We start from the raw sequence: 24,877 nt of genomic DNA on the forward strand, positions 1-24,877 counted from the left end.
CGATGATCCCTTAAATAGGGGATGGCAATTTTTGGTTTAGGGAGCTTTGCGGAGAACAGGATTTAGTTCATTATCATTGTACATTTTCATCTGCTTGTACACTTTCATGTATTTTTTCCCAGATTCGATGTCTTTTAATAATTGATCTATAGCAGAACATAGGTCCTTCTTTTGTTCCAATAGTACATTAAGTTTATTTTGGCATTTTTGGATATGTTCTTGGGAGGCATCCGTTCTATTTACCTCTTCCTGCATATGGTATATTTTCAGGGCCAAAATCGAAAGTCGGTCTATGGCCCAAGCCGGACTTTCGGTATTTATAGTGGCATCCTTCCTTTTTTCTACCAATTGGTATTTATTCAGAAAGTAACTGTCAATAAATTCCACCAGGTCTGTCCTATCCTGATTACTGGCATCAATCTGTCTTTTTAATTTTAGTGCGGCTACCGGTTCAATATTGGGGTCACGTATAATATCTTCATAATGCCATTGTACCGTATCTATCCAATTTTTGCGATATAGGAGATGGGATATATCGTCCTTTGGATAGGGGTTGTTAAACTCTTGGGATACGTCATCCTTTAGATGATATTTTTCGATGCTTTCTTCAAATATTTTAAAGGCAAAATCACTGAACATAAAGACAATATTTTACGGCAAAGATACCTTTTATTTAAAAAACGGATTTTATTTATTTAAAGGCTATTTCTGCCTAGTCCTTTTGTGTAATTATTTGTGTAAAGGGGAATGTTTTATGGAGTTCTCATTATAGATTGGTAAAAGAGCACTGCTAGGGATTATTTTACTTCATAAGCGCATTGGTCAGAAAAACGATAAAGGGAACTATAACGGATGCCATTAATACAATTTCACGGACACTATCCTTTTTAATGGATTGGACATAAGTGGTTATAAAAACTACTGCGGGGAAAAAGGTAATTAAAATAGGGTGGGTGTCGGGTGCGGATTTCAAAACTTTCACCAACAAGCCTATAAAAAAGAACAGGACTACAAGGCGCATGGTCACTATTTTGCCTACTCCTACACTACCCAGTTTTAAAAAAGCCAAAAAACCACAAAGCAAAACTATGGAAACATAAAGAAATAATATGGTGCTATTGCTCCAGTCATAGAAATAAACAGCATTGAACTGAAAGTCGAAATAATAATGATCCCTTAAAAAATCCATATTATTGCCCAGCGCCAGCACTGCCAGCATAATTAGTACCATAGCAATAATTGCAGTGAATGGGACCAACCAATTTGTAATATTCTTAGGTTCATAAAAGTATATGGCAACAATTACGACAACGAGATACAATATGGCCCAGTCATAGAATAAACTAGCTATCAATATCCAAAAAGAGGCATCGAAAATTTTTAATTTAAGGTTTTTAAGGCTCCGGAAACTTAAGATTCTACGGATGGCGAGTAATAAAAAAAAACTACAGAGAATGGCATTGGGGTCTAAAAGTACTTCCGGAAAAAGTACTATTAAAAGCGTGTAAAAAAGGATTGCCAAGGAATTGCCACCAGTGATCTTATTTCTTAGGGCAATAAAATTGACCACAAAAATGCTGAACGATAAGAAGCCCAGAATAGCTGTTTGTCCTAATAATTGTTCTGGTGAATAGGATTTTAGGAATATGAAAAAATGGACAAACCAATAGAAAAAAAACAGGAATACCAGCAGTATTATATAATTTATTGGTTTTGTTCTTCCAAAAATGCTTGAAATCATCCTAGGTTTTTATATTTTTGCAAGGTAAATATAATTAAGATGGATTCATTTTTTTACGGTATAGAGGATTTATTTGTAAATGTGCTTTTTGCACCATTTGACGCTATGCGTGCTATGGAGAATTGGTGGGGAGCCAATACATTAAATTGGATTTTTATGCTTATCGGCTCTGCTGCCTTTGTTTATTGGATGTTGGAGTTGAAAAAATACAATGATAGTGGTGAGGAGAATAAAGACGCAACCGCACACTCCTACCTATAAATATTAGTTGTATTTTCGTTAGAAACATGGCTTCTTTTTGAAGCTGTGGTTTTACCTGAATAAAATTTAAGAACAAAAAGTATATAAGAAGAGGGCGTCTAAAAAGTATTTCAACCCCTCCATAATTTGCGTATTTGAGAATAGTTCTCCGATACCTACCCGAATAAAAAAGAGGCTGTCTTGACTTTTTAGACAGCCTCTTCTTATACTAAAATATAGTATTTCTATATTTGGTTGATTATTATAGATCGAATCCTAGGTCTTTGCGAAAGTACATCTTATCAAATTGTAGTTTCTCCATGTTTTTATAGGATTTCTTTAGTGCTTCCTTGTAATCGGCACCATATGCGGTAACCGCCATAACCCTACCTCCATTGGTCAAGACCCGGCCTTCTTTTAACTCCGTTCCAGCATGGAATACCACGGCATCTTCTATATTCTCAAAACCTGTTATTTCCATTCCTTTCCCATAAGCTTCCGGATAACCACCGGACACTGCCATTACTGTGGTGGCAGCACGTTCATCTATTTCCAGGTCGATGCTATCCAAGTTTTGGTTTGCAACGGCTTCAAAAACCTCGACCAGATCATTTTTAATTCTTGGTATTACCACCTCGGTTTCAGGATCACCCATTCGCACATTGTATTCAATTACTTTGGGTTCGTCCCCTACTTTTATCAAACCTATGAACACAAATCCCTTATAAGGTAGATTATCCAATTTAAAGCCCTCTACGGTAGGCTTTACGATTCGCTCAAGTACTATATCCATAAAAAGCTTATCTGCGAAAGGAACTGGGGAAATGGCCCCCATACCGCCTGTATTCAATCCGGTATCACCTTCACCAATTCTTTTATAATCTTTTGCGGTGGGTAGGACCTTAAAACCTTTTCCATCGGTAAGCACAAAACAACTAAGTTCAATCCCATCCAAAAACTCCTCAATTACTACAGTAGTGCTTGCAGCCCCAAATTTGGAGTCGATCAGCATGGTCTTCAGTTCGTCCTTGGCTTCCTGTAGGTTATTTAGTATCAAAACCCCTTTCCCTGCAGCCAGTCCGTCCGCTTTTAATACGTAGGGTGGTTTAAGGGTTTCCAAAAAAGCATAGCCTTTTTCTAAAGTTTGGGCGGTGAAACTTTCATAGGCAGCGGTAGGGATGTTATGGCGCATCATAAACTCCTTGGCAAACTGCTTGCTGCCTTCCAGGGTAGCCGCTGCTTTTTGTGGGCCAATGACAGGGATATTTTTTAAGTCGGCATCATTGAGGAAAAAATCGTGCACCCCATTAACCAAGGGATCCTCAGGGCCTACAATGACCATTTCGATATTTTCCGAAAGCACACATTTTTTAATGGCCTCAAAATCGTTTACACCAATGGGTACATTTTTGGCTATTGCAGCGGTACCCGCATTGCCGGGAGCCACATAAAGATTTTTAAGTTTTGGACTTTGTTTTAGCTTCCAAGCTAAGGTATGTTCGCGCCCTCCGGCACCAAGGATCAGGATATTCATTCTTAAAAAATTTCCCCAAAAATACGGTTTGAAGGGGAAATATCCAGCTATTTGGTCAAGAATTCCCGGTGTTCTTTTTTTTGTAGTTCTTCTGGGGAAAGGGATTTGAAATATTCGTAGACTTTCTTAAGGCCCTCGGCCCTGTTCACTTTAGGCTCCCATCCCAATATTTCCTTAGCCCTCGTAATGTCTGGCTCACGCTGCATGGGATCATCTTGTGGCAAGGGCTTGTATATTATTTTCTGGTCCGTTCCAGTAAGTTTAATAATTTCCTCTGCAAATTGCTTGATCGTTGTTTCATGTGGATTGCCAATATTTATGGGATCGGTATAGTTGCTCATCAATAAGCGGTAGATACCCTCCACCTGATCGTCTATATAGCAAAAGGATCTTGTTTGGGAACCATCCCCAAAAACGGTAAGATCCTCGCCTCTTAGGGCCTGTCCCATAAAGGCAGGTACCACCCTTCCGTCGTTCAATCTCATCCTGGACCCATAGGTGTTGAAAATACGAACGATACGTGTATCAACGCCGTGAAAACGATGATAGGCCATGGTAATGGATTCCATAAATCTTTTGGCCTCATCATAAACCCCACGTGGTCCAATTGGGCTAACGTTGCCGTAATAGTCCTCACTTTGCGGATGCACTAGGGGATCACCGTACACCTCCGAAGTAGAGGCAACCAATATCCTAGCTTTTTTTTCTTTGGCAAGGCCCAACAAGTTTAAGGTACCCAAGGAACCAACCTTTAGGGTTTCAATGGGGATCTTTAAGTAATCTATGGGACTTGCGGGAGAGGCAAAATGCAGGATATAGTCGAGTTTCCCTGGAATATGTACAAATTTGGAGACATCGTGGTGTTGAAACTCAAATTGTTCCAAGGGGAAAAGATGTTCAATATTCTTAAGGTCACCGGTAATCAGGTTATCCATGGCAATAACGTAATAACCTTCTTTTATAAAGCGATCGCATAAATGCGATCCCAAAAATCCGGCAGCCCCGGTGATAAGTACTTTTTTCATTTGTCGTTATTCTTGTGGTTTCTTTGAGGACTTTTCTTTTTAATTGGGTTGTCCACTTTTTCTTTTATTTTTTCCACCTTTCGTTTAATTTTTATTTTTTGTTTTAATGTGGAAAAGCTGTAGTTAAATCTGAAAAAAATGTAGGCTAGCAAAATTACAACGGACACTAGAAAAATCACCATTCCTAAATTTTTGGCTGTACTACCTAATACAATGAAAAGCATTACAAAAATCAAATTAAAACAACCTACAAGAAAACTGGCTTGTTTATGGGATAGTCCCCAATAGTCTATTAAGACGTGATGGGTATGATTGCGATCTGGTGAAAATGGACCTTTTTTATTCACTAGGCGAATTGCAAATACCCTGGCGGTATCGAAAAGGGGAACAATTAAGATACTTATAGCTATTAAAGGAGCATTTTCCAATAAAAAGGGTAGGTCTACGTACGTATTCGGCTTTAAAGCAAGAAATTTGAGTGTTAAAATACTAATAATAAAACCTACAATTAAAGAGCCAGTGTCACCCATGAATATTTTTCTGTCGGAAGAGATATTAAATCCCAAAAATGCTATAAGACTAGCATTCATTGTGATAGATATTAGCGCATAATAATATTCCTCTGTCAAATAAAATATTGTTGTATATATAAGCATAATTACGACTCCCACTACGGAGGCTAGTCCGTCTATGCCATCTATTAGATTATAACTATTTATTATTGTCAACATCATGAAACCGCCAATAACAATATATAAATAATAAGGAATTTCGTTGATATTGAGGAAGCCATTCAGGGAGTAAATGGTAAACCCCTCATTCACTAAAACAAAAGAAATAGCTAATGTTTGGGCAATTAGTTTGGACCCAGCGGATATTACTACCAAATCATCCTTTAGACCTATTATAAAAAGTATTGTCAAACCCGGAATAATGTACATACCTTCTTCAAAGGTATTCCACCCACGGATAAAGAATAAGGCAATCACAAAGGTGTAATAAAAGGCTACACCCCCTAAGGTTGGAGTTTTATTCTGATGTGAACTTCTGTGGTTGGGATCGTCCATTAATCTTTTATATTCAACAACCTTAATTATTTTAGGGATGGTCAAATATGTAAGCAAGAAGGCTCCGATGAATACAGATATGGCGGTTTCTAGAAAATTCACGTTTTTTTAATCAAAAGTAAAGAACTTTAATCATTTTATATTATTTGTCAATAAACCTTAACATCTTCAATGCTAAGTGAGTTCTGTCAAAATCAATCAGCATTAATTTAAATATATTTGGATCAATTGTGATTTGATTTTTTAATAGCTGCATTTTTTCAAGAAAATCGACTTTATTTTCCGGAATGAAAGCTAATCCAACATTGTATTGTTGAATTAGGTTCTTTGCCTCTCCTTCTACACCTAGTAAAATGGGTTTGTGCATGGCTGTTAATTCAAAAATTTTTGATGGGATTACAGATTTAAAGGTGTCCGACTTCCTTAGGTTAACTAAGCCAACATCTAAAATGGATATATATTCGCTTACTAATTTTTTTTCGACCGGGTCTAACATAGTAACATTGTGGATGCCAAATTTTCTTTTTTGGGCTAATAGATTTTCTTTTTCAGCTCCAGTGCCTAAAAAAAGAAAATGTATTTTACTATCCTTAATATCCTTTGCACAGTCCAAAATAAAATCTAGTTTATGGGCCATACCATGTGTACCTATATAACCAATTATAAACTTACCTTTGAGACCATGTTCTTCCAAAAGCCTCTGATTTTTAGGCTTTGGACCATATAATTCCATATTTGCACCATTTTTTACAACTTCAATTTTATCTTCTTTAATTTTATGTTTATCAATTAATTGTTTTTTAAAAGAATCTGTTACTGTAATTATCTTCCATGCATTAAGATACATTTTATGCTCCAAATATTCAAAAAATGAAATCACAGGATTATTTTTCATTGCGCCAACTGCTTTTATCGACTCTGGCCAAATATCTCGTATTTCCATCACCCATTTCGCTCGTTTCCAAAATGAAAGCCAACGGCCAGAAATGGCAGTGAAAAATTGTGGCGAGGTTGCTATAATTACATCGCATTTTATAAATAACCCGATCAAGAATGAAGAGATCATAAAACTGATGTAATCTATAGTTCTTTTGAAAAATCCTTCATTTGCCGTTATATAGGTCCATACCCGAATCACTTTAATGCCATCAATAATTTCCTTTTGATAAAATTTGTTTTTATAGCCCTTATATACTTTCCCTTCTGGGAAATTCGGGACACATGTTATAACAGTTACGTCGACCCCGTTTTTCACCCATTCTTTACAATGTTCATGGGTTCTAGTAGCGGGAGCATTGAATTCAGGAGGAAAATTGTCAGTTAGAAAAAGTAATTTCATACCTCTAGTTAAAATTTATTGTAGTGGTTAAATCTGAAGTAAAGTTTATCACGATTTTTTTCGATTCTACTAGTTTATTAAATCCCAAGGAATATCGGTAGAAATTTATTTTAATGTCAACGTCTCCTTCCAAAACGACTTCAATATTACCATCTATAATGTGTATTATATTGTCGGTAATTTGAATACGGTTTACATCGGGGTGTAAATGAATAAAAGCGGACTTTTTATAGCCATTCCCTTTTGAAAAAGTATCCTGAATTATTATCTTGTTAGAATCACAGATAAAATTTCGAGTATGTAATATGCCTAGTTTTTTGTAGCCGTTATGTGTTGCGGAAACCGTATTGGTGTTTTCATTTAATCTTACAATTTTCGCACGACGAGCTACTCTAAATCCATCCCAAACTTCTGTTTGTTCTTGGTTATTTATTTCGACGGTGTTGTGACTAGCCGTACTTCTTTCCTTTATTCTCCTAGTATTTTTTTCGTAGGTGGAGATACCAGTATCTACTATTACAGGTTGATTTTTATAATACAATTCAAAATTAAAAGTATCTGAATGTGCATGTCCCGGCTGGTAACTTGGTCCAATATTTCCAACATCTACAAGCAATTCGTAGTTCTTTTTCCGAAACATTCTATATCCTGAATCTGATAATGGGATAGGTTTCCATTTGATTCCAAGTTGTTTGGCATAACTAAATAATTCATTGGATGTAGGGGCTATTCCATAAGTGGAATCATTTACCATTGGTACTGTACCGTTTTTTAAGGTAATAGCTTCTAACCAAGAAAGCATTTTATTTGCTTTTTTTTCCAGAAAGGGTAATAAAGTATCACTTTTCCAATTATTTAATCGAATTAGATTAATAATATCCAATAAACGATGGAGTAAAATTTGATGATACATGGGGGAAAGTTCAAAATGTCCGCCATCCTTTAATATTTGCTCCTTTAGTTCTTTTGTTAATATTTTTTTTGCCTCCCTATAAAAAGATTCATCCCTAAAATAGTATGCTCCAAACAATAAGGAATAACCATTTTCCAACAAATGGTTGCCCAATAAATGAAACTCCAAATTATGGATTAATCTTTGATAATGATTTTTAAGAACTTGGTTCACACCGTGATCATATATCGCATTATTGGATAAAAATTTAATCCAGTTGATGCCCCTCAATGATATTGGATAGGGTTCCTTTCCATCTTTTAGGGACTCTTCATTTTTTACATAGTTGTGAATTAACTTTAGACCTGTATCCGGGTTAATTAATTTTTGATTTAAAAAATCAAAATAGTTTAAATTGTAGGTCCAAAGTTTTCCATAGCCTTTATGATTCCAATTAATACAATCTTCAAAGTGGTATGTTAGATTAAGAAAAGTAAACGTATTTTCCTTTGTATAACTATTAGCATAAAAGAACTGGTCATACCAATTTAGAGGAAGTATTTGGGTTTTTAATTCTTTTACATAATTTCCTTTATATAATTTATTACGAATTAAATAATATAGTTGATAATATATTTGCTTTAGTCTAAGATGTTTTAGAGTTTGTATAAGCAGGTTTAACCTATTTGGATCCATTTGCCTTGTTTAAGAGATTCTATAGCTGCAAATGAGGTTTTTGTAGTATTAACAATCTCATCAAAAGGAATAACTGGATTTCCGCCCTTTTGCTGCTGTTGCAACAGTTCTTTAAATTGATTAAAATGGCCTTTATCCTGCTTGGAAGAATTGGTGCCCATTCCTTTAAAGCCATATGCCTTTAACTTTCTCCAATTATCCATGATTATAGTACGTTCCTCAGAGTATACTTCAACTCTTTCTTTTGAATATCCCTTACTTCCATTGGCAAAGTAATTTATAACCGCATTGGTTCCGTTCTCGTACTTTAATAAAATGCTAGCGTTATCCGTGTTTTCCTCAGGGTGGGTGCCCATTGCGCTCATGCAAACTGATGTAACCTTACTCCCTGCAAGGTAGGAGCACAAATCTATGTAATGGCATGCTTCGCCTATTATCCTTCCGCCTCCAATTTGCATATCATGGACCCAAACATCCAGGGGTATAAAACCAGCGTTCATTGTGGCTATTATATTTATAGGTGTTCCATTATTTCCCAAGAGCTTTTTCATCTTCCTGGCCAATGGAGCAAAACGCCTATTAAAACCAACGGAAACCGATACATTTTGAGAATTATAGGCTGTAACAATTTTATCTAATTCATGGTTGGTGAGGGCCAATGGTTTTTCTACAAAAACACTTTTACCCGCATTAATAGTTTCCAGGACCATTGGGGCATGTAAATTATGCTGTGTTGTAATAAGCACCAAGTCCACCTCATTGTCCTCTAAAATCTCTTTATAGTTTGATGTTGAATTGGCAATACCGTGGCGTTTTGCCATAATTGTGGAGGATAATCCTCCAGAACTTGCTATATATTTTACATCGGCTTTTATTTTTTTAAGATTAGGGAGTATGGTTGAGCTAGTAAAATTTCCTGCCCCTATAATCCCTATAATCCCTTTTTTACCCTGAAAATTTTTGTTGACTATATTTATTGTAGAGGTTGGAGTTTCGGTGGAATCATATTCCAAAACTGAAGCGATCGACTTGGAATTTGCCATTCCTCCGTAGACTTTTTGAAAGTCTTTTAGGGAAACCCTTTCGGTTATAAGAGGTTTTACATTAAGAACTCCTTTCGAAATTGCATTTAGTATGGCTTCAAAATTTCTTTTTTCTGTCCATCTTACATAGCCAATAGGATAGTCATGTCCTTTTTGTTCATATTCTTCATCATATCGTCCTGGACCATAGGAGCATGAGACTTGAAAGGAAATTTCTTTTTCATAAAAGTCGGCTCTACTTATATCTAACCCAATAACACCAACGAGAACTATTCTTCCGCGTTTTCTGCACATATTGGCAGATTGTGAAATAATCTCATTACTTTTATTTGATGCTGTAATAATAACCCCATCTGCTCCTATTCCATTGGTATAAGATCCAACAAACTTTATCTGATCGGTACCATCACCAGGATTAATGGCTATAATTCCTTTCTCTTTAGCTATTTTTACTTTTTCAGGATCAAAATCAAATCCGATTACATTACATCCATTGGCCAAAAGCAATTCTGCCGTTACCAAACCTATTAATCCCAAACCTACTACTACAATGGTTTCACCAAATGTTGGAATTAATAATCGTATTCCTTGTAATCCAATAGAACCTATCACTGTAAATACAGCTTCTTCATCTGATACGTTATCCGGGATCTTGGCAACTAAATTTTTAGGAACATTTACATATTCCACATGATTTCCGTTTGATGCAACTCGATCTCCTATCTTGAACTCTGTTACACCATTGCCTATTGCTACTACCACTCCAACATTACAATAACCTAAAGGTATAGGCTGATTAAGCTTGTTGAGAACAGCGTCCATTGTAGGTTTTAGTCCGTCTGTTTTTACTTTATCCAAAACCATTTTTACTTTGTCCGGTTGTTGTCGAGCTTTTTGGATAAAATTGGCTTTTCCAAATTCTACCAACATTCTTTCCGTTCCTAATGAAACCAATGACCTAGTTGTCTTAATTAGAACATGTCCGGTTTTGACCATAGGGACCGGTACTTCTTCCAATATAGTTTCCCCTTTCTTAAGGTCTTGTATGATTTGTTTCATATATAATTTTGAAGTGATGATTTTAACAAGTTGAGGATAATGAATTTTATATTCGGCAAACTTATCAAAAATTGATGTTTAATTTATTATTTATATTATTTCAATATACCTATTCCAATTATATTTTAGTGCTTTTTCTGAATTATTAACTCTAAGTCAATTTTCTTAAGACAATCTTAAAACCCTTTATTAAAAAGATCCATGTTAAAACAAAAAATACAAAACCATAGCCTAATAAAGCCCTGGGTAGACTTGCCTGAGATAGGTAATATGCGAAAACAAAGCAAAAAACAATAAAGATTAAGTTGATGCTATTCTTTTCTAATTTATCAAGGAAGGTATCTAAAGTTGAAATTGTAAGTCCTAAAAAGAGATTTCCTAATATCATTCCGAAATAGCCAAAGGCACCATAAAAGTCCATCACACTATTGATGGCCATGGAGCCTTCCACTTTTACGGTGGAAAAATAATCAAATATAACTTGCGTATCAGGGAAATGTTCAAAACCAAAAATCTTACTAAATAACCCTATATTAGTAAAGTAATAATAGTCGTTAACCTCAGGGAAATAGTGAACATAACAGAATGCAGGAACTGATAACCTTCCAAAAACTCTTGTCAAAACAATTTCGGAAAGTTTGGCACCCGCTTCAAAAACATTTTGAAATTGATAAGTTGTTGCGGAATAATAAAGAACTAACAAAAGCACAAATAGAAAACTTAAATACATAATATATTTACGCTTTCTGCTTTTTTTCGTTTTGATTTTCTTTAATTTTTTAGGGAATAGATTTTCTTTAAAAACGTACCCTGATATGAGGACTGAGAGCATGAAGATCATCAAAGGCCTCTTTTGAAAAAGAGCCAAAATCAGAAAAAAGGATATAAAGAACAACATCAAAAATAAAATCTTGTTCATAAGACGCTTTCTTTTCAATGACATATAAAATGCCACTATCGTAATAAATGGCAACACATTATAAATGAGAATAGTATATATATAACTCGATGTAATTGCTGCTCGGGATTGTAATATGGCCTCAGGCTGTCTTCCTAACAAACCATCTAATATGCCAATTATCAAAATGTCCCGTTTTATGAATAAATAAATAAATATAAATAATAGTACCCCAAACGTAAGTACATAGAAATTAACTCTGCTTAAATTGTCTTTTATATTTACGCTTAAATTAAAATGATTAATACATTTTACGCGTTTGTACATTATGGAAATACCAAAAACATAAGCGTACAAAACAGATAAAAAGCCAACTGTGCCTATGATTTGAGTTTTAATTATGTCTGCATCTGAAATTAGTTCTAGCTTAAAAGAATTAAAGGTGAGCAAGAAGTAGGGTTTGAAAAAAGGAAACGCCATAATGCCCGCTATTGAAAACAAAAGTGTAGCTATGAAAAAAACACCAAAGACATTCCAATTAAATATCAGTTGTCTGAATATAATTATATGTAACAGCAGTATGACTAATAAAAAATAGGTGATCACCATTTAATCTTTTTTGGCATTCAAGTACAAAAGGTAATTGAAACAGGTGTAAAAGGTTATTCCCCATTGACGACTTAAAATATTCTCCGTAAAACAACAACCCATAACAATTAGTGTAAAACAAAAGTAGATAAAATTGCTAGTTTTATATGCATGTATTAAAGCGTAACCGAGCACGTACAAGAATATAAACAGCCCGATGATACCATATCTCATCAAATAGTCTAAATACTGATTATGTATATTACTTTTTGATGTAATATTGTTCTTTTTATAAACTGCATGCAGATGGTCTTGAACATCGCCAGTTCCTACACCAATTATTGGATTATTTTCTATAATGGGTAGTGCTGCATTCCATAGTTTTATTCTAGTCTCACGTTCTGCTTTTTTCCCTTGATTCAGTTCTTCAAATCTTTCGGTTATTCGTTCTAAGGGCAATTTTAGATAAGAAGATGAAAAATAAGCAAATAGGGCAATTAATGTGGCGACAAAAAATAACAATTTCAACTTTTTCTGTTTGATTAGAATATAGATGATTGATCCCACTACTAGAATGGAATTTGAAATAATAGCCGTTTTGGCAACCATTTGAAGTAAGAAAAGGGATTGTACACAAATCAGTAGGAATAGTAACGCAAAGATTCGAGTGCTTTTAACCTGTCGAAGTTGATTTAAAATCAGTGTGTTTGAAAATAGAATATACATACCAAAATACGCATTGTGTACGCCTAACAACTTGGTGAGTTCGGCCCCTGTATATCGATACGATAGGAAGAGGTCTAATGATAAAGGAAATGTATCGCTTTTATAAAGAAATCGATATACTGTATCAAGTTCAAAAAGAAAAATTAGCACAAAGATAGAAACACAATAGACTCTGAAAAGTAGGGCTATGTTTTTAATCTGGTACACGCCATAAAACAAAGGGAATAATAGAAAACTAATCTGTCGACCAATCATTTCAAACCCCTTAGGGAGATTTTCGGTATACAAAAGGCCTAATAAATTTAAAGAAAACAGAGCCATCAAGCACCAAAAATACCAAGTGATTTTTAAATTAGCCTTTTTGTTTTTAATCAATACAAATAACTGCGCGGCAAATAGAATTGCAATTAATGGCGCGTTGAGTTTCTCAATAGCAAACGTGACAACAACACCTGAAAGCAGTAAAAAAACTACATCTAAGTTCTTTAATAGGGAATAAGTCGGCTCTGCGGTTTTCATTTATTGAATTAAAAAAGATTCTAGTTCTACGTAATCGGTATCGCCTAAATATAGATTTTTAGATAAGGTTTTGAAATGTAATTTCATTTTATCTGCATTGATCATAAGAAATTCAACCCCAGCTTCAATTTCACCTTCAACTTTGTAATCAATAGACACTCCTACACCATATTCTTTTACCTTTTCCTCTAAATAAGTATCCTTACTACACAGCAATGGAACACAATAATACATACATTCATAAAGCTTATTCGGTAACGCTAAGCGATTATTTAATGATACCTGATGAATATCATAAATCAAGTAAATAATGTCAATTGATTCGTAAATCCGTTTTGTGTCAGTAAATGCGTTGTAGGGGCCGAAGTATTTTATGTTGCTGTATTTCGCAGCATACTCTTCAACCACACCTTGATATTGACCTTTTCCATATACGTGAATTTCTACTTGAGCATGCTCTCGGTAAGTTTCAAAAAGTTTTATGTACTCATCTTTCCGTAACAATAAGCCAACAATACCGATTACTATTTTATCTGATTTTTGGTTATCTGTCGACTCAGTTATTTTTATTTCTTGGGAAAGCAATTTATTCTCCAAAATGAAAACGTCTTTAGAAAAGAACTTTTCGAAATGATAGGTATAGTACTTCTCAGAAGTTACGATCAACTTATCAATATGCTTTCGATAGAGGCGCTTTTCTAAACCACGCAATCTTTTCGCCATAAAACCATCACTAAAAACATATTTTCGAAGATCGGAAATCTCAATTGCCACTTTCGTCGAATCCCTTTTTCCAAATAACTTAAAACGGGAGAATAAGTACAATAAAAGCACATCAAGATTATTCACCAAAACGACATCAAACTCATTTGCATTGATAAGCTTTTTTATGCTTTTAATGGTTTTTAAATACGTCCAAATTCTCTTCACCGGTCTAGAAGCATTGGGAATCTGCCCAAAATTTTGACGAACCACACTTGCGTCAATAGAGCTATCTAAATCAGCTAAAGTTTTGCGCTGAAAATACGCTAGCGAAACGGTATTGTTTTTGGCTAAAAAATTGATTTGCTTAACAAATCTTGGGTTGGGTTGGTGAGATATGAAAAATAGAATGTTCACTTAGGGCTATTATTATGGTTTAAATATTCTAAGATACTTTTTAAAATTCAAATACTTCGTTCGTTCTGTATGAATAGAATTTAAGGGGAACCATATACTTGGCGTCCCTTTCCAAGAAATAACCCCTATTGTTCAAATCCCAATAGGCATAGGTAAAATATGATTTGCCCACATATAGATCATGAGAGGGGTCATAGAGTACATTTAGCTCTCTGTCGTTGGTGTATTGTATTAAAAAGCCTTGTTCACTTCTATTAAATGAAGTTATGAGTATCCCCTGTGCCAAGACTTTGGAGTTTAAACATTTCATGAAATTTTGAATTTCACTATTATCTTTCAAAATATCCACATCAAATTTACAGGTGGTGCAGAGTGCTTTTAAAACCTTTAAGTCTGATACTCGCTTTTCTTCATTTGCTATAATACCCAAATTATGTAATTTTATTATTACTTCTTCAACTCCATCAAATTTTCTGAGTGAAAGTATTGAACCTGTGTAATAATCTTCTAAGACCCCTATTTTTTGCCGTAACGATAATTTCCTATTTGGTGTCATATATACACTTACCTTATTTTCTAAAAAACAAGGTTGCAAATTACCCATATACAAGTTCTTTCTAATTTCTTCAAATGACAATCGTTCTTGATTTTTGCACGAAAAAACTGAATTATTAATTGTTGGGTCTTGCACTATATATTTTTTCAAACTTGGAATATAAACTTCTACAAAGACATGGCTATCCCTATATTTCAAAAAACCTTTCCAGCTACCGTCAATTACATCATACCGCTTAGCCTTAAAGCCCATAGCTCGGTAAACATCAAACAAAGTAGTGCTCATAAAACCACAATTTTCGCCTACACCCTGGGTTTTAAACATATAACCTAGCTCGTTGTAACGCTCTTTTTTTGGTCTTCTGCCTTCTCCTTTGTTTTTATAGTTGGTATGGTGAACTATTTCTCTCAATAGATCAGTATTTTCAACAGTTGCCTCTTCAAAAAAGTGGGGCTGAACTTGATGTTTGTCTGAGGTATAGTCAGTATGTAATGTTTTAAAGCAGAATCATTCCATTCCTCATTTATAAATTCCGGCATTGCTACATCCTTGAAAATATAACCCCTGTTTTTTGATTCCTTACAGGATATCAAAATAAATACAAATAAAATATATAGAGCTTTCATGCCTTTTTAGGAAGGATTTATACGATTTTAGTAATCAATTTTTTGAAATAAATTTAACATGTTTTTAGGTTCAAAAGTCATCCTTTTAAATTCTTATTACTGCGCTGCAAGTTCAAAATTAGCCACCTATTTAATGAATAAATAATCCATAAGCGATAACCTAATTGGGGATTTGGTTTTTTATTACCTAATTTTTTTAAGAAAGATTCTTGAATATACTTTTTTACCGGAGCATCATTATTATCGACTACTTCTTTTTTGAACATTTTTGGTAAGGATTCGGTCAAAAAAGGATGTAATAACATACCAAAACCGACTTTTTTACCATTGGTGATATAATCCGGTAGGTATTCCCTGGCAACATCTTTTATCATTGACTTCGCTCCGTTTTTCATTTTTAATTCGAAAGGCAAACTGGCACAATATTGAATTAGTTCAAAGTCCATGTATGGTGACCGGGCTTCTACACTTGCAGCCATAGTTGGGTAATCTACTCTTGCCAAGATGAGCTCGGGTAATCTCAGTTTATATTCCACGTTCAATACTTTTCTTAAAAAGTCTCCTCCTTTAACTTCTTGCATTAGATTATGTAAAACGGCATAAGAATTATAAGGTTTGCCCTTCCAGAACTTTTTCTTTTCAAATTCTGTAAAACCATGAACCTGTCTTCGGGAAACTACATCTCCCTTGTAAAAGAAGTCGAACCGTTTTTTTAAGGGAATGTATTTTAACAAACCCCTTAGAAAATTGGGCACTTTTTGTATAAACTGGTACTCTTTTAACATACTTATATATACTGGATAGCCGCCTAGTTCGTCACCTCCTTCACCGACCAACAGGATTTTTGATTTCGTACCTTGTGCTTCTTTAGAAATATAATAGAGTAAAACGGAGTTAGGATCACCAAAAGGCATATCCTGTAAAACATCGCAAAGCGTTAATAGTTCGGACTCGAATTTTTCTTGATTGATTTCTAATTGGGTATAATCAACACCGAGCTCTTTGGAAAATCTTCTGGCGTTTTCAGATTCATTGAACTCATGTGATGTCTCGTATTTTAAATTAATCGCATTGATATTTGGGTTGTCTTTTGAGCTGTACAAAAGATTCAAGGAGCTATCAACACCTCCACTTAACGCTACCGCAATGGGCACATCAGATACATTTCTGTATTTCATGGAGCGCATTAGCTTTTCCTTAATGGTATCTACTGCAGTATCATAGCTATCATCACATTTGGTATTTATGGCATCAGAAATATTCCAATAGGTGTTTTTTGTGAATTCTTTTTTTGAATATTTGATATAAGTGCCTACCTCCAATTTGGAGATGTTTGAATAGAATGTATCTGGTGCATTCACGGTCAAAAAAGATAGATAATGGTAAATCGCTTCTTCATTAATGGTTCTATCAATTTCATCGGATTCTAAAAGTGCTTTTATTTCCGAAGAGAAGTATAGCTTATCATTTACTCGGGAAAAATAAAGCGGTTTTTTGCCCATTCGATCGCGAACCAAAAACGTGGTTTGCTTTTTTATATCATACAAAGCAAAGGCAAACATGCCCTTGAACTTCCGCAAAGCTTTTTCTAGACCCCATTCTTTATAGGCATTGATAATGACCTCTGTATCTGAATGATCGGTTCGAAATTTTTGCGAACCCACAAGCTTTTCTTTTATTTCTGCATGATTGTAGATTTCCCCATTAAAAGAAATAATGACATCTTTATATACAGAAACCATGGGTTGATTCGCTTCATCTGATAAATCGATAATCGACAATCGATTATGTCCAAAAACTACAGAATGGTTTTTCCAAATTCCTTGATGGTCTGGCCCCCGATGTACGATAGCATTTCGCATTGCTATAAGGGATGCTTCGTCAGATGGGGTAATAGTATTGTAAGCAATTATTCCTGATATTCCGCACATAGATTATTTTCGACTGAGATTGGTTAAGTTGGTTTCGTTAGAAATTCCAAAGGTACTATTTCAGAATTCGTTTTCAATTCTTGAGTAGAAAAATAGTTGCTTTTATCTGACAAATCTATCCAAGAATTTAAACTCAAATGTGCTAAGCACATCTTTTACAAATACAATTCTGCCAAAAATAAAGAATCCTAAAAAACCTGCTGCCGTTAAAAATAAGGCGGCAACCAAACCAATCAAATTAGGGAAGTAAAAATTGATGAAATAGTTAATTCCAAAAAGAATCAGAGAGATAATCAAAAAATATACAAACTTGAAATATGTTTGCTTATATATTTCTTTTCGACACCAAGAAAAAGACCAAAGACCCATAATAACAAAAGCTAACATAAGCGAAACTGACAATGATATCAGCGTTTCGCAGAACTGGTTGAACACAAAGAACAATAGTACATGTACCAATGTTGCAATGGCGATTGAAAATAAATTTAATGGTTTGTAAAACCTAATTTCAATATAGCCCTTTAAGCCTTGAAAAATACAATAGGGCACCAGACCAAAAACCAGAATTTTAAACACAGAAACTGCATCGATAATCGTATCTTCTTTTGTTAGCCAAAAGCGAATTAGTACATCAATCCAATTGTACAAGATGACAATTACAAGTACACTAGAATAAATTACACCTCCAAATAAGAGATTTAAAGTTTTCTTTGGCTTGTCACTATCTGTGTTATGGCCCACAATAACCGATGACAATAATGATATCGGCTGAAGTATAATTAAAACTATCCTTGCCAAGGTAATCGCTATTAAGAAAGACCCTACTAGCTGATGGTCTTTCTTCACCAATAAAGACCCTATAGTAAGCATGAACATTTCTAAAAAAGTCATTGCAGCCCTTGGCAATCCGTATTTGAAAAAAGACCTGCTCTCAGATTGCAGCATTTTTTTAGAAGGGAATCTGTACAAATTCAATTGTAAAATAATATACCCCAAAATCAAGAGCTGAATGATAGCCATTATTATCAACGATAGAGTTAATACTTCAATCAAATTTTCGGAGTTAGCAACCATTAGAAATACTGCCAGCATCACCAAACTAGCATTCATCATATTGATGATATTATACATCAAAATTTTTCGAAGATTAAGGAAATAGGGAAGAATCAAATAGCTCAAATGCAAAATAGAAATATATACAAAGGTCAATGCCAGATAACTATTTCTGTCAGCTACATCGGGTAATAATAGCGTCTCTATAGCTTCACTGAAGGATGTAAACAAAATCAATAAAAATAGGGAGCTTGCCAGCCAAAGCACGATTGATATAAAGAAATAGCATTTTATCTTCTCAACATCATCTTTGTTCAAACTTGTAAAACGAATCAAGGCTTGTGAAGAACCTAACTGACTTAAGTTCGAAAAGGTTGGCGCCAACCTTCGAATTAACATAAAAGTGCCTAACAGAGCGGCAGAAAGATAAAACTCTGCCTCCTTAATCAACCAAAAATTAAAAAGCACAGCCAAAACAGCAAAAAGGGAACTAAATAATACGTCTAAACTAATTTTATTCATTCCCAGTTTCTTTTTCAATTGTAAAATGTAATTTACATGTACCCTCTATTTTCGTTTCAAAAGTGACCTTTTGCGCAGAAGTCTTGTGACCGTAGTTATAACTTAAATAATATGAAGAAATAGTAGGTTTTGAATTCTCATCGCAAGTAATTACATATTGCGTGACCCCAACAGTTGTCAAAACGTCATTCTCTCTAATCACGATTTTTACAGAATCAGAAAAATGCAAATGACGTTGTATATTATGCTCCGAATGGCAAGAAACAGCATCTATACAAGAAAGTTTAAATGTATTCTTATCCAATTCAAAAGTTCGTTGGTGTACAACTGGGTCCGGTAATCTTTCATAGCCCCCATGTTTGCCTCTAACAGTGACCTTTTCTTGATTCTCGTTAATCACAAGATTATATGGTTTTGCGATATCAGCAATACCCCAATTACCAATCAAAGGAGCTATTTCTTTTCCGTCTACGGTTAAAATATTGTGATAGGCTGAGGATTTCATTTCATTTTTTAAAGCTAAGTCCCCAGTATATGTATAACAGCCGGCATCGACAATGAAGTCTTGCCCATCAAGCATCAATTCAAAACCAAATAGATCATTGTGACCATGTCCTCCCCTTCCTTCCATACCAACTTCCCCAACATCCGTAATAAAATAATTCAATTTCTCTTTAACAACAACAAAGCCACCTTTTGAATAGTATTTATATCGAAATATATCTGAATTTTTGTCTAAAGTTTCTTGAAATGATTTTTGGTTAAAAATCCAAATTGAGGAGAGATATGTTGTTGATGAAATATTTAGGGTTGTATCACTAAAAAAATGACTTGCCAACTGCAAAATGTTAGAATGATCATTTAAATTAACTACATCATTCTGAAAAACCGAAGCACTATCGTTATCACCAATAATTGGTGTTGATTTATTCGGTTTACTGTAATCTTTTATAAATTTACAAGCGTTCCTAAGTTTATTTAGTGTCAGCGAATTTGTTGCTATTCCATAGCGTTTCATCACTATAAATGAAATTAAATAAAACTCAACAACAAGTCTGTGATAGGAAGTGGATTTTTCAAAATTTACACCATCCGCTAAAAATTGTAGGTGGAACTCTTTTTCTATATTCTTTAATGCATAATTAAACCATAATCTAGCCTCTTTATAAAATTTTTTATACACCTTACCTAATAATAGTAAGGCAGTTAAATTGGCGGAATAATGATTTCCCCTGATATCGGTATATTCAATATTTCTCCAAAGAAATATACCGTGCAATAACAATATTTCATTTATCAGGTTAACACTGTCGTCTGTTTTAGGGGATTCCAATAGAATCTCCCTTAGTTGGATTAAATTAATAGTTCTAACAGAAACTTCCATTGGATACCAATTGACAGAATAGGCTAATGGATTTTTAGATAACCAATCCAATAGGACGCTATGAACATATCCTAAGTAATCTTTATTTTCATTAATTTGATATGCCTGTGCAACGGTAATCAAAAAGCTTAACCGCGATAGTTCCCATGGGAATTTCACATCATATTTTTGTTCTTTTTCTTTTTCGTAGAATGCATAAGATTTGAAATAGGCGTTTTTCCACATTTTCGAGGTACGCCAATCCTTATTCCATGCAATAGGTAAATTAAAATGATAATCTACATCAAAAATCGAGATTTTTCCACTTTTAATTTTATCGGCATTTTCTATAATTTTGATTCTTAAGGTCTCTGTTATATTCAATGGTGATAAACTCTTATCAAAAAGACAACTTTTCTCTTTCCAGGGCTTGCGGTAAGTTGTAAACCTATTAATTTTCCGCTCAATTTTACCCCAAAATGTGATTCTAAAATAGAACTTCAGCTTAATTAGTTGGACAAATCTATACCAAACTACTGGAATAGGTTTTGATAAAATTGTTTTTATATTCATTTTCCCCTAATGACTAAATTTAAGCCTCCTGTATAAGAAATGTTGCTTGGGTGGTCTGAATCATATCTTCCAAATTTATGGCCCATGTACCTTTGGTTATGGCTTCATGCATATGCAGCAACTCTTCATATTGTCCTTTTTCAGGAATTTTGCCTGCCATTTCCTTCGGATTTACCCCATAACCTGTCAGTTTTTTGAAATCATCCATTACAATGGTTTTTCCATCGAAATGAACTTCTAAATTTTCCTTTTGATAACCTTTGTTCCCAGTTGAAAAATATTGGAGATTGCCTACAGAACCATCTTTGTATTTTAATACAATTGCTACATTATCATCTTTGCGAATTTGATAGTTTGACGGACTTAATTTCTCAACACTTACCGATATAATTGACGAATCCACCAAGTAGGAAATCAAATCTATAAAATGGCAAACCTCACCAACTACTCTGCCACCATGTTCATGTATGCAGTCATCCGAAGCTTTGAAACCAGCATTGATTCGGTAACTTACAAATAGTGGGTTAATGCGATTCTTGGTATGTTCATTTATCTCGCGAGCATATTTACTAAACCTACGGTTGAACCCTGTCAATAAAATAGGTTTGGTTTCCTTTGGATGCTCTTTATAAAACGTCACAATCTTATCCAGATCTTCTTGATTGGTCGCCAATGGTTTTTCCACAAAAACATGTTTACCAGCTTGCAAGGACTGCAATACTAATGACGCATGGTCTTTGTGTTGTGTAGTTATGAAAACCAAATCAACTTCAGGATCAGTTAATACATCGTCAATATTTGATGTTGCATATTTGGCATTGAAATGCGTGGCGACCGATTTGCCTTTATGTCCCGTTCTATTAACCACGGCATATAGTGCATACTTGTCCTTCATCTTTTCCATATTTGGAAGGTGCATAGCAGTTGCAAAACTTCCAGCTCCTATTAAGGCAACATTAAGCACTCCTTTACTGCTATAATTCGAGTTTACTATGACTTTTGATGTAAGCCTCTCCACGGTCTTTTCCTCATAACTCAATAAAACAATGATTGGCTTTTCAGGACCTTGAAGAGATGCATACGCTTCTTCCACTTGCCCTATAGAATAAACTTTGTTGATGAGTAAGTCAAGTTTCACTTTTCCTTCGCGGAGTAACCTGAGATATTCGGTCATGTTTCTGTTTTCTGTCCATCTCACATAGGCATATGGATAGTCATTCCCCAAATCTTCGTATTGACGGTCGTAACGACCTGGACCATACGAGGTTGATATTTTAAAATCAAGCTCTTTTTGATAAATATCTTCACGTTTGATTTCCATTCCTGAAACACCAACAAGGATAACTCGCCCCTTTTTCTTGCAGGCATTGAAAGCATCGGATAAGGGCTCGCTACTCGCTGTGGCAGCGGTAAATATAATTCCATCTGCACCGTAGCCCCCAGTAAAATCTGATACGGTTTTTACCAAATTAGTTTTCGCGGGGTTGATGACCAAATCTGCTCCCAATTCTTTAGCGATTTTCAAACGGTCTTCGTTGATATCACTAACTATAGTACGAACACCTGAATTTTTCAAAAATTGAATGGTTATCAACCCCAATATTCCTGCTCCGACAACCACTCCATACTCACCCATTCTCAAATCTGCACGTCGGACTCCCTGTAGTGCTATTCCCCCGAGTGTCACCGTTGAAGCTAACTGTAAATCAAGACCCTCAGGCACTTTCATTACCAAATTTTGTGGTACAACAGCATATTCAGCGTGATTGGCAATACCCGCACCGGCAGCAGCAACCTTATCACCTACTTGAAAATTCTTCACCGCGCTACCAACCGCAATTACAATACCTGCATTGGAATACCCTGTAGGCGTACCATATTTTACCTTTTGTTGTACTTTAGAAAATGCTTTGGATACACCGTGATCTTTCGCTAATTGAATCACCTTTTTCAGGTTTTCAGGCTGTTTCATGGCTCTGACCAATAAATTTTCGCCGCTATTACCAACACTTTTTAGTTCCGTGCCGGCAGAAATACAACTATAAGAAACGGCTATTAATACTTCTCCGGCTGATAATATTGGTGATGGCACTTCCTCAGCCATGACCTTTCCCTTTTTAATAATTGCTTGTAACATCTTATAAATTTAATTCGTTCTTAATAAAACCTGCTAATTTCTTGTGCCCAGCAGAACCAAAATGCAAAGGTTCTACCAAACCTTTCTTTTCTCCAGATTCAAACTCAATAAAATGAGTTTCGTCGAGTAATTCACTTGCATTTATTAATTTGATATTTCCTTTTTGGCATTTGTCTTTTAGGTTTGTTACAAATTTTTCTACAAAGTAATCTTGTTCATACCCCTTTTTAATTTCAGAATTGTAAACCGGTGGGATTAGTAAATATTTCTTAGTGTTAGAGTCCTCTGTATTTGAAAAGTAATCTACCAGATTTCCAGAATTCTCTATTATGTCTTCCCAAATATCATTATCAAATTTTAGAGTGTATACATCCTTTATCTGTGATTTTTCTTCCATATTATGGTTAAAGACGATGTTTTTGTCAACTATTTCGTAAATAGGTTTTACATATATATCATCAAACCATGCTGTTCCGCTACCTTGGGCTACAATTAAATAAGGTGAAATCGATTTTACCTCTTTGTCAAACTGCACAATTTCTTCAACGTTCTGCCATTGGCTTATTTCTGAACTGAACTCTAATCCCTTATAATACCATGTTTCGCTTCCATCAATAAAATCAATCTTAAAATCAATACAGTATAACTTTGTTCCAAATAGATTCTTACATTTACTCCAGCCCCCAAGTACTAACTTATTGGTTGGCTTTTCAAGTAAGATTTTTGAGCCTTTCCATGATGCTGTTGAACTTGAATCGCTTTTTATAATCTTTAATGATTTTTTACCTGAATGACTAATGTCATTAGACCAGCCAGATTTATTATCTAAATTTTGATTAAAGGTTCGCCACTCAGCAGGTTTTAGCTGTTTATCTTCTTTTTTAAATGCTAAAATGTTATCGATTTCTGTTCCAAACCAGGTTTTAATCGCTGACTTATAACTGTAAAAAGAACTCCATCGAATTAGTTGTTTATTGAAGATGTTTTCTACAGAATTATTTATTCCACTAATGGAAATTTCATTAAATATTGACTTTCCTTTTAAATAGGTGCCCTTTCTATCAATTTTTTCAAAAGTAATATTCTCAATGTCTTCAATTCCCTTCCTTGTATCCAATTCACGACAATCATAGGGCCCGATGCTAATTATTATTATATCAAAATTTAATATTTCTTGTACTTTTTTTAATACTTTCCGTTTTTCACTGACAGTCATTCCTCCCATAGACAAATTATAAACTATAACTTCATTGTTAAACTCCTTTTCAAGTAATTTATCTACTCTTCTTAAGTAATTATCATATGACCAATCATCATTTAATGTAATTAACTGTGATGATCCTAATAACAATATTCTTTTTTTTTCAGAATACTTCAGATTTCTTAGTACTTGCTCTATTTTAAGACCATTAGTGGGGTCAAACGTAACTTGATTTTCATTTATTAGGTTTTCCAAGATTTCAGAAGACTCCTTTCTTATACTTGTTAACTTTGCGTCAACTACAATAAAATGCTTACTATTCTCATCAGAATTGAACAAAAACAAAACAGCCCATGCCAGTGAAGTTATTACTATAAAGGATACAATAATCTGCTTTAAAAAAAGAAAATGATTTTTTGTCATATCTAA

18 protein-coding genes are annotated in these 24,877 nt (G+C 34.4%); 1 reads left to right on the forward strand and 17 read right to left on the reverse strand.

What is annotated here, in order from left to right:
• Positions 1 to 36: 36 nt before the first annotated feature.
• Together U735_RS0123330 and U735_RS0123335 are read right to left on the reverse strand one after the other, a co-directional pair.
• Positions 37 to 639, reverse strand: a complete 603-nt coding sequence (locus tag U735_RS0123330; protein ID WP_031446123.1) for a DUF4254 domain-containing protein — start codon at positions 637 to 639, stop codon at positions 37 to 39.
• A gap of 163 nt (positions 640 to 802) precedes the next feature.
• Positions 803 to 1,741: an LTA synthase family protein gene (locus tag U735_RS0123335; protein ID WP_031446124.1), complete on the reverse strand. Its 939-nt coding sequence runs from the start codon at positions 1,739 to 1,741 to the stop codon at positions 803 to 805.
• 39 nt (positions 1,742 to 1,780) lie between these two features.
• Here U735_RS0123335 and U735_RS0123340 point away from each other — a divergent pair, with 39 nt between their 5' ends.
• Positions 1,781 to 2,002: a DUF6341 family protein gene (locus U735_RS0123340; RefSeq protein WP_031446125.1), complete on the forward strand. Its 222-nt coding sequence runs from the start codon at positions 1,781 to 1,783 to the stop codon at positions 2,000 to 2,002.
• Positions 2,003 to 2,243: 241 nt separating this feature from the next.
• Here U735_RS0123340 and purD read toward each other — a convergent pair whose 3' ends face one another.
• The 15 genes from purD to U735_RS0123420 form a co-directional block, all read right to left on the reverse strand.
• On the reverse strand, positions 2,244 to 3,515 hold the full coding sequence (gene purD / locus U735_RS0123345) for a phosphoribosylamine--glycine ligase (RefSeq protein WP_031446126.1): 1,272 nt from the start codon (positions 3,513 to 3,515) through the stop codon (positions 2,244 to 2,246).
• A 47-nt stretch (positions 3,516 to 3,562) separates the two neighbouring features.
• A complete protein-coding gene (locus U735_RS0123350) occupies positions 3,563 to 4,540 on the reverse strand; it encodes a UDP-glucuronic acid decarboxylase family protein (protein ID WP_031446127.1) in 978 nt (325 codons plus the stop codon).
• Positions 4,537 to 5,709, reverse strand: a complete 1,173-nt coding sequence (locus tag U735_RS0123355; RefSeq protein WP_034248711.1) for a glycosyltransferase family 4 protein — start codon at positions 5,707 to 5,709, stop codon at positions 4,537 to 4,539. The genes U735_RS0123350 and U735_RS0123355 overlap by 4 nt, the downstream gene beginning before the upstream one ends.
• Before the next feature lie 40 nt (positions 5,710 to 5,749).
• Entirely contained in the window at positions 5,750 to 6,946 is a 1,197-nt protein-coding gene (locus U735_RS0123360; RefSeq protein ID WP_031446129.1) for a glycosyltransferase family 4 protein, read from the reverse strand.
• 4 nt (positions 6,947 to 6,950) lie between these two features.
• Entirely contained in the window at positions 6,951 to 8,534 is a 1,584-nt protein-coding gene (locus U735_RS0123365) for an alginate lyase family protein (RefSeq protein ID WP_031446130.1), read from the reverse strand.
• Positions 8,516 to 10,636 (reverse strand): bi-domain-containing oxidoreductase, encoded by a 2,121-nt coding sequence (locus tag U735_RS0123370; protein WP_031446131.1) that lies wholly within the window; start codon positions 10,634 to 10,636, stop codon positions 8,516 to 8,518. Before U735_RS0123370 ends, U735_RS0123365 begins: the two co-directional genes overlap by 19 nt.
• 151 nt (positions 10,637 to 10,787) lie before the next feature.
• A complete protein-coding gene (locus U735_RS0123375) occupies positions 10,788 to 12,143 on the reverse strand; it encodes an O-antigen polymerase (protein ID WP_031446132.1) in 1,356 nt (451 codons plus the stop codon).
• The gene (locus U735_RS0123380; RefSeq protein ID WP_031446133.1) at positions 12,144 to 13,367 is read right to left on the reverse strand and encodes an O-antigen ligase family protein; all 1,224 of its coding nucleotides are present in this window, start codon (positions 13,365 to 13,367) and stop codon (positions 12,144 to 12,146) included.
• Positions 13,368 to 14,486 (reverse strand): glycosyltransferase family protein, encoded by a 1,119-nt coding sequence (locus tag U735_RS0123385; protein ID WP_031446134.1) that lies wholly within the window; start codon positions 14,484 to 14,486, stop codon positions 13,368 to 13,370.
• A gap of 40 nt (positions 14,487 to 14,526) precedes the next feature.
• On the reverse strand, positions 14,527 to 15,453 hold the full coding sequence (locus U735_RS0123390; protein ID WP_031446135.1) for a hypothetical protein: 927 nt from the start codon (positions 15,451 to 15,453) through the stop codon (positions 14,527 to 14,529).
• Positions 15,454 to 15,745: 292 nt separating this feature from the next.
• Positions 15,746 to 17,599, reverse strand: coding sequence for an asparagine synthase (glutamine-hydrolyzing) (gene asnB, locus U735_RS0123400; RefSeq protein ID WP_069858091.1), 1,854 nt, complete (start codon positions 17,597 to 17,599; stop codon positions 15,746 to 15,748).
• Between the two features lie 102 nt (positions 17,600 to 17,701).
• Positions 17,702 to 19,192, reverse strand: coding sequence for an MATE family efflux transporter (locus U735_RS0123405; RefSeq protein ID WP_146032778.1), 1,491 nt, complete (start codon positions 19,190 to 19,192; stop codon positions 17,702 to 17,704).
• A complete protein-coding gene (locus U735_RS0123410) occupies positions 19,167 to 21,110 on the reverse strand; it encodes an alginate lyase family protein (protein ID WP_031446139.1) in 1,944 nt (647 codons plus the stop codon). Before U735_RS0123410 ends, U735_RS0123405 begins: the two co-directional genes overlap by 26 nt.
• 19 nt (positions 21,111 to 21,129) lie before the next feature.
• Positions 21,130 to 23,247, reverse strand: coding sequence for a bi-domain-containing oxidoreductase (locus tag U735_RS0123415; RefSeq protein ID WP_031446140.1), 2,118 nt, complete (start codon positions 23,245 to 23,247; stop codon positions 21,130 to 21,132).
• A 1-nt stretch (position 23,248) separates the two neighbouring features.
• Positions 23,249 to 24,871 (reverse strand): hypothetical protein, encoded by a 1,623-nt coding sequence (locus U735_RS0123420; protein WP_031446141.1) that lies wholly within the window; start codon positions 24,869 to 24,871, stop codon positions 23,249 to 23,251.
• Positions 24,872 to 24,877 lie beyond the last annotated feature (6 nt).

The organism is Arenibacter algicola (genome assembly GCF_000733925.1).
Lineage (GTDB): Bacteria > Bacteroidota > Bacteroidia > Flavobacteriales > Flavobacteriaceae > Arenibacter > Arenibacter algicola.

Bases quoted from the DNA above. Each gene is read 5' to 3' on its own strand.
- U735_RS0123410 (WP_031446139.1), bottom strand. From the start codon at position 21,110: ATGAATATAAAAACAATTTTATCAAAACCTATTCCAGTAGTTTGGTAT.
- purD (WP_031446126.1), bottom strand. From the start codon at position 3,515: ATGAATATCCTGATCCTTGGTGCCGGAGGGCGCGAACATACCTTAGCT.
- U735_RS0123365 (WP_031446130.1), bottom strand. From the start codon at position 8,534: ATGGATCCAAATAGGTTAAACCTGCTTATACAAACTCTAAAACATCTT.
- U735_RS0123380 (WP_031446133.1), bottom strand. From the start codon at position 13,367: ATGAAAACCGCAGAGCCGACTTATTCCCTATTAAAGAACTTAGATGTA.
- asnB (WP_069858091.1), bottom strand. From the start codon at position 17,599: ATGTGCGGAATATCAGGAATAATTGCTTACAATACTATTACCCCATCT.
- U735_RS0123370 (WP_031446131.1), bottom strand. From the start codon at position 10,636: ATGAAACAAATCATACAAGACCTTAAGAAAGGGGAAACTATATTGGAA.
- U735_RS0123375 (WP_031446132.1), bottom strand. From the start codon at position 12,143: ATGGTGATCACCTATTTTTTATTAGTCATACTGCTGTTACATATAATT.
- U735_RS0123335 (WP_031446124.1), bottom strand. From the start codon at position 1,741: ATGATTTCAAGCATTTTTGGAAGAACAAAACCAATAAATTATATAATA.
- U735_RS0123340 (WP_031446125.1), top strand. From the start codon at position 1,781: ATGGATTCATTTTTTTACGGTATAGAGGATTTATTTGTAAATGTGCTT.
- U735_RS0123420 (WP_031446141.1), bottom strand. From the start codon at position 24,871: ATGACAAAAAATCATTTTCTTTTTTTAAAGCAGATTATTGTATCCTTT.
- U735_RS0123330 (WP_031446123.1), bottom strand. From the start codon at position 639: ATGTTCAGTGATTTTGCCTTTAAAATATTTGAAGAAAGCATCGAAAAA.
- U735_RS0123360 (WP_031446129.1), bottom strand. From the start codon at position 6,946: ATGAAATTACTTTTTCTAACTGACAATTTTCCTCCTGAATTCAATGCT.
- U735_RS0123350 (WP_031446127.1), bottom strand. From the start codon at position 4,540: ATGAAAAAAGTACTTATCACCGGGGCTGCCGGATTTTTGGGATCGCAT.
- U735_RS0123415 (WP_031446140.1), bottom strand. From the start codon at position 23,247: ATGTTACAAGCAATTATTAAAAAGGGAAAGGTCATGGCTGAGGAAGTG.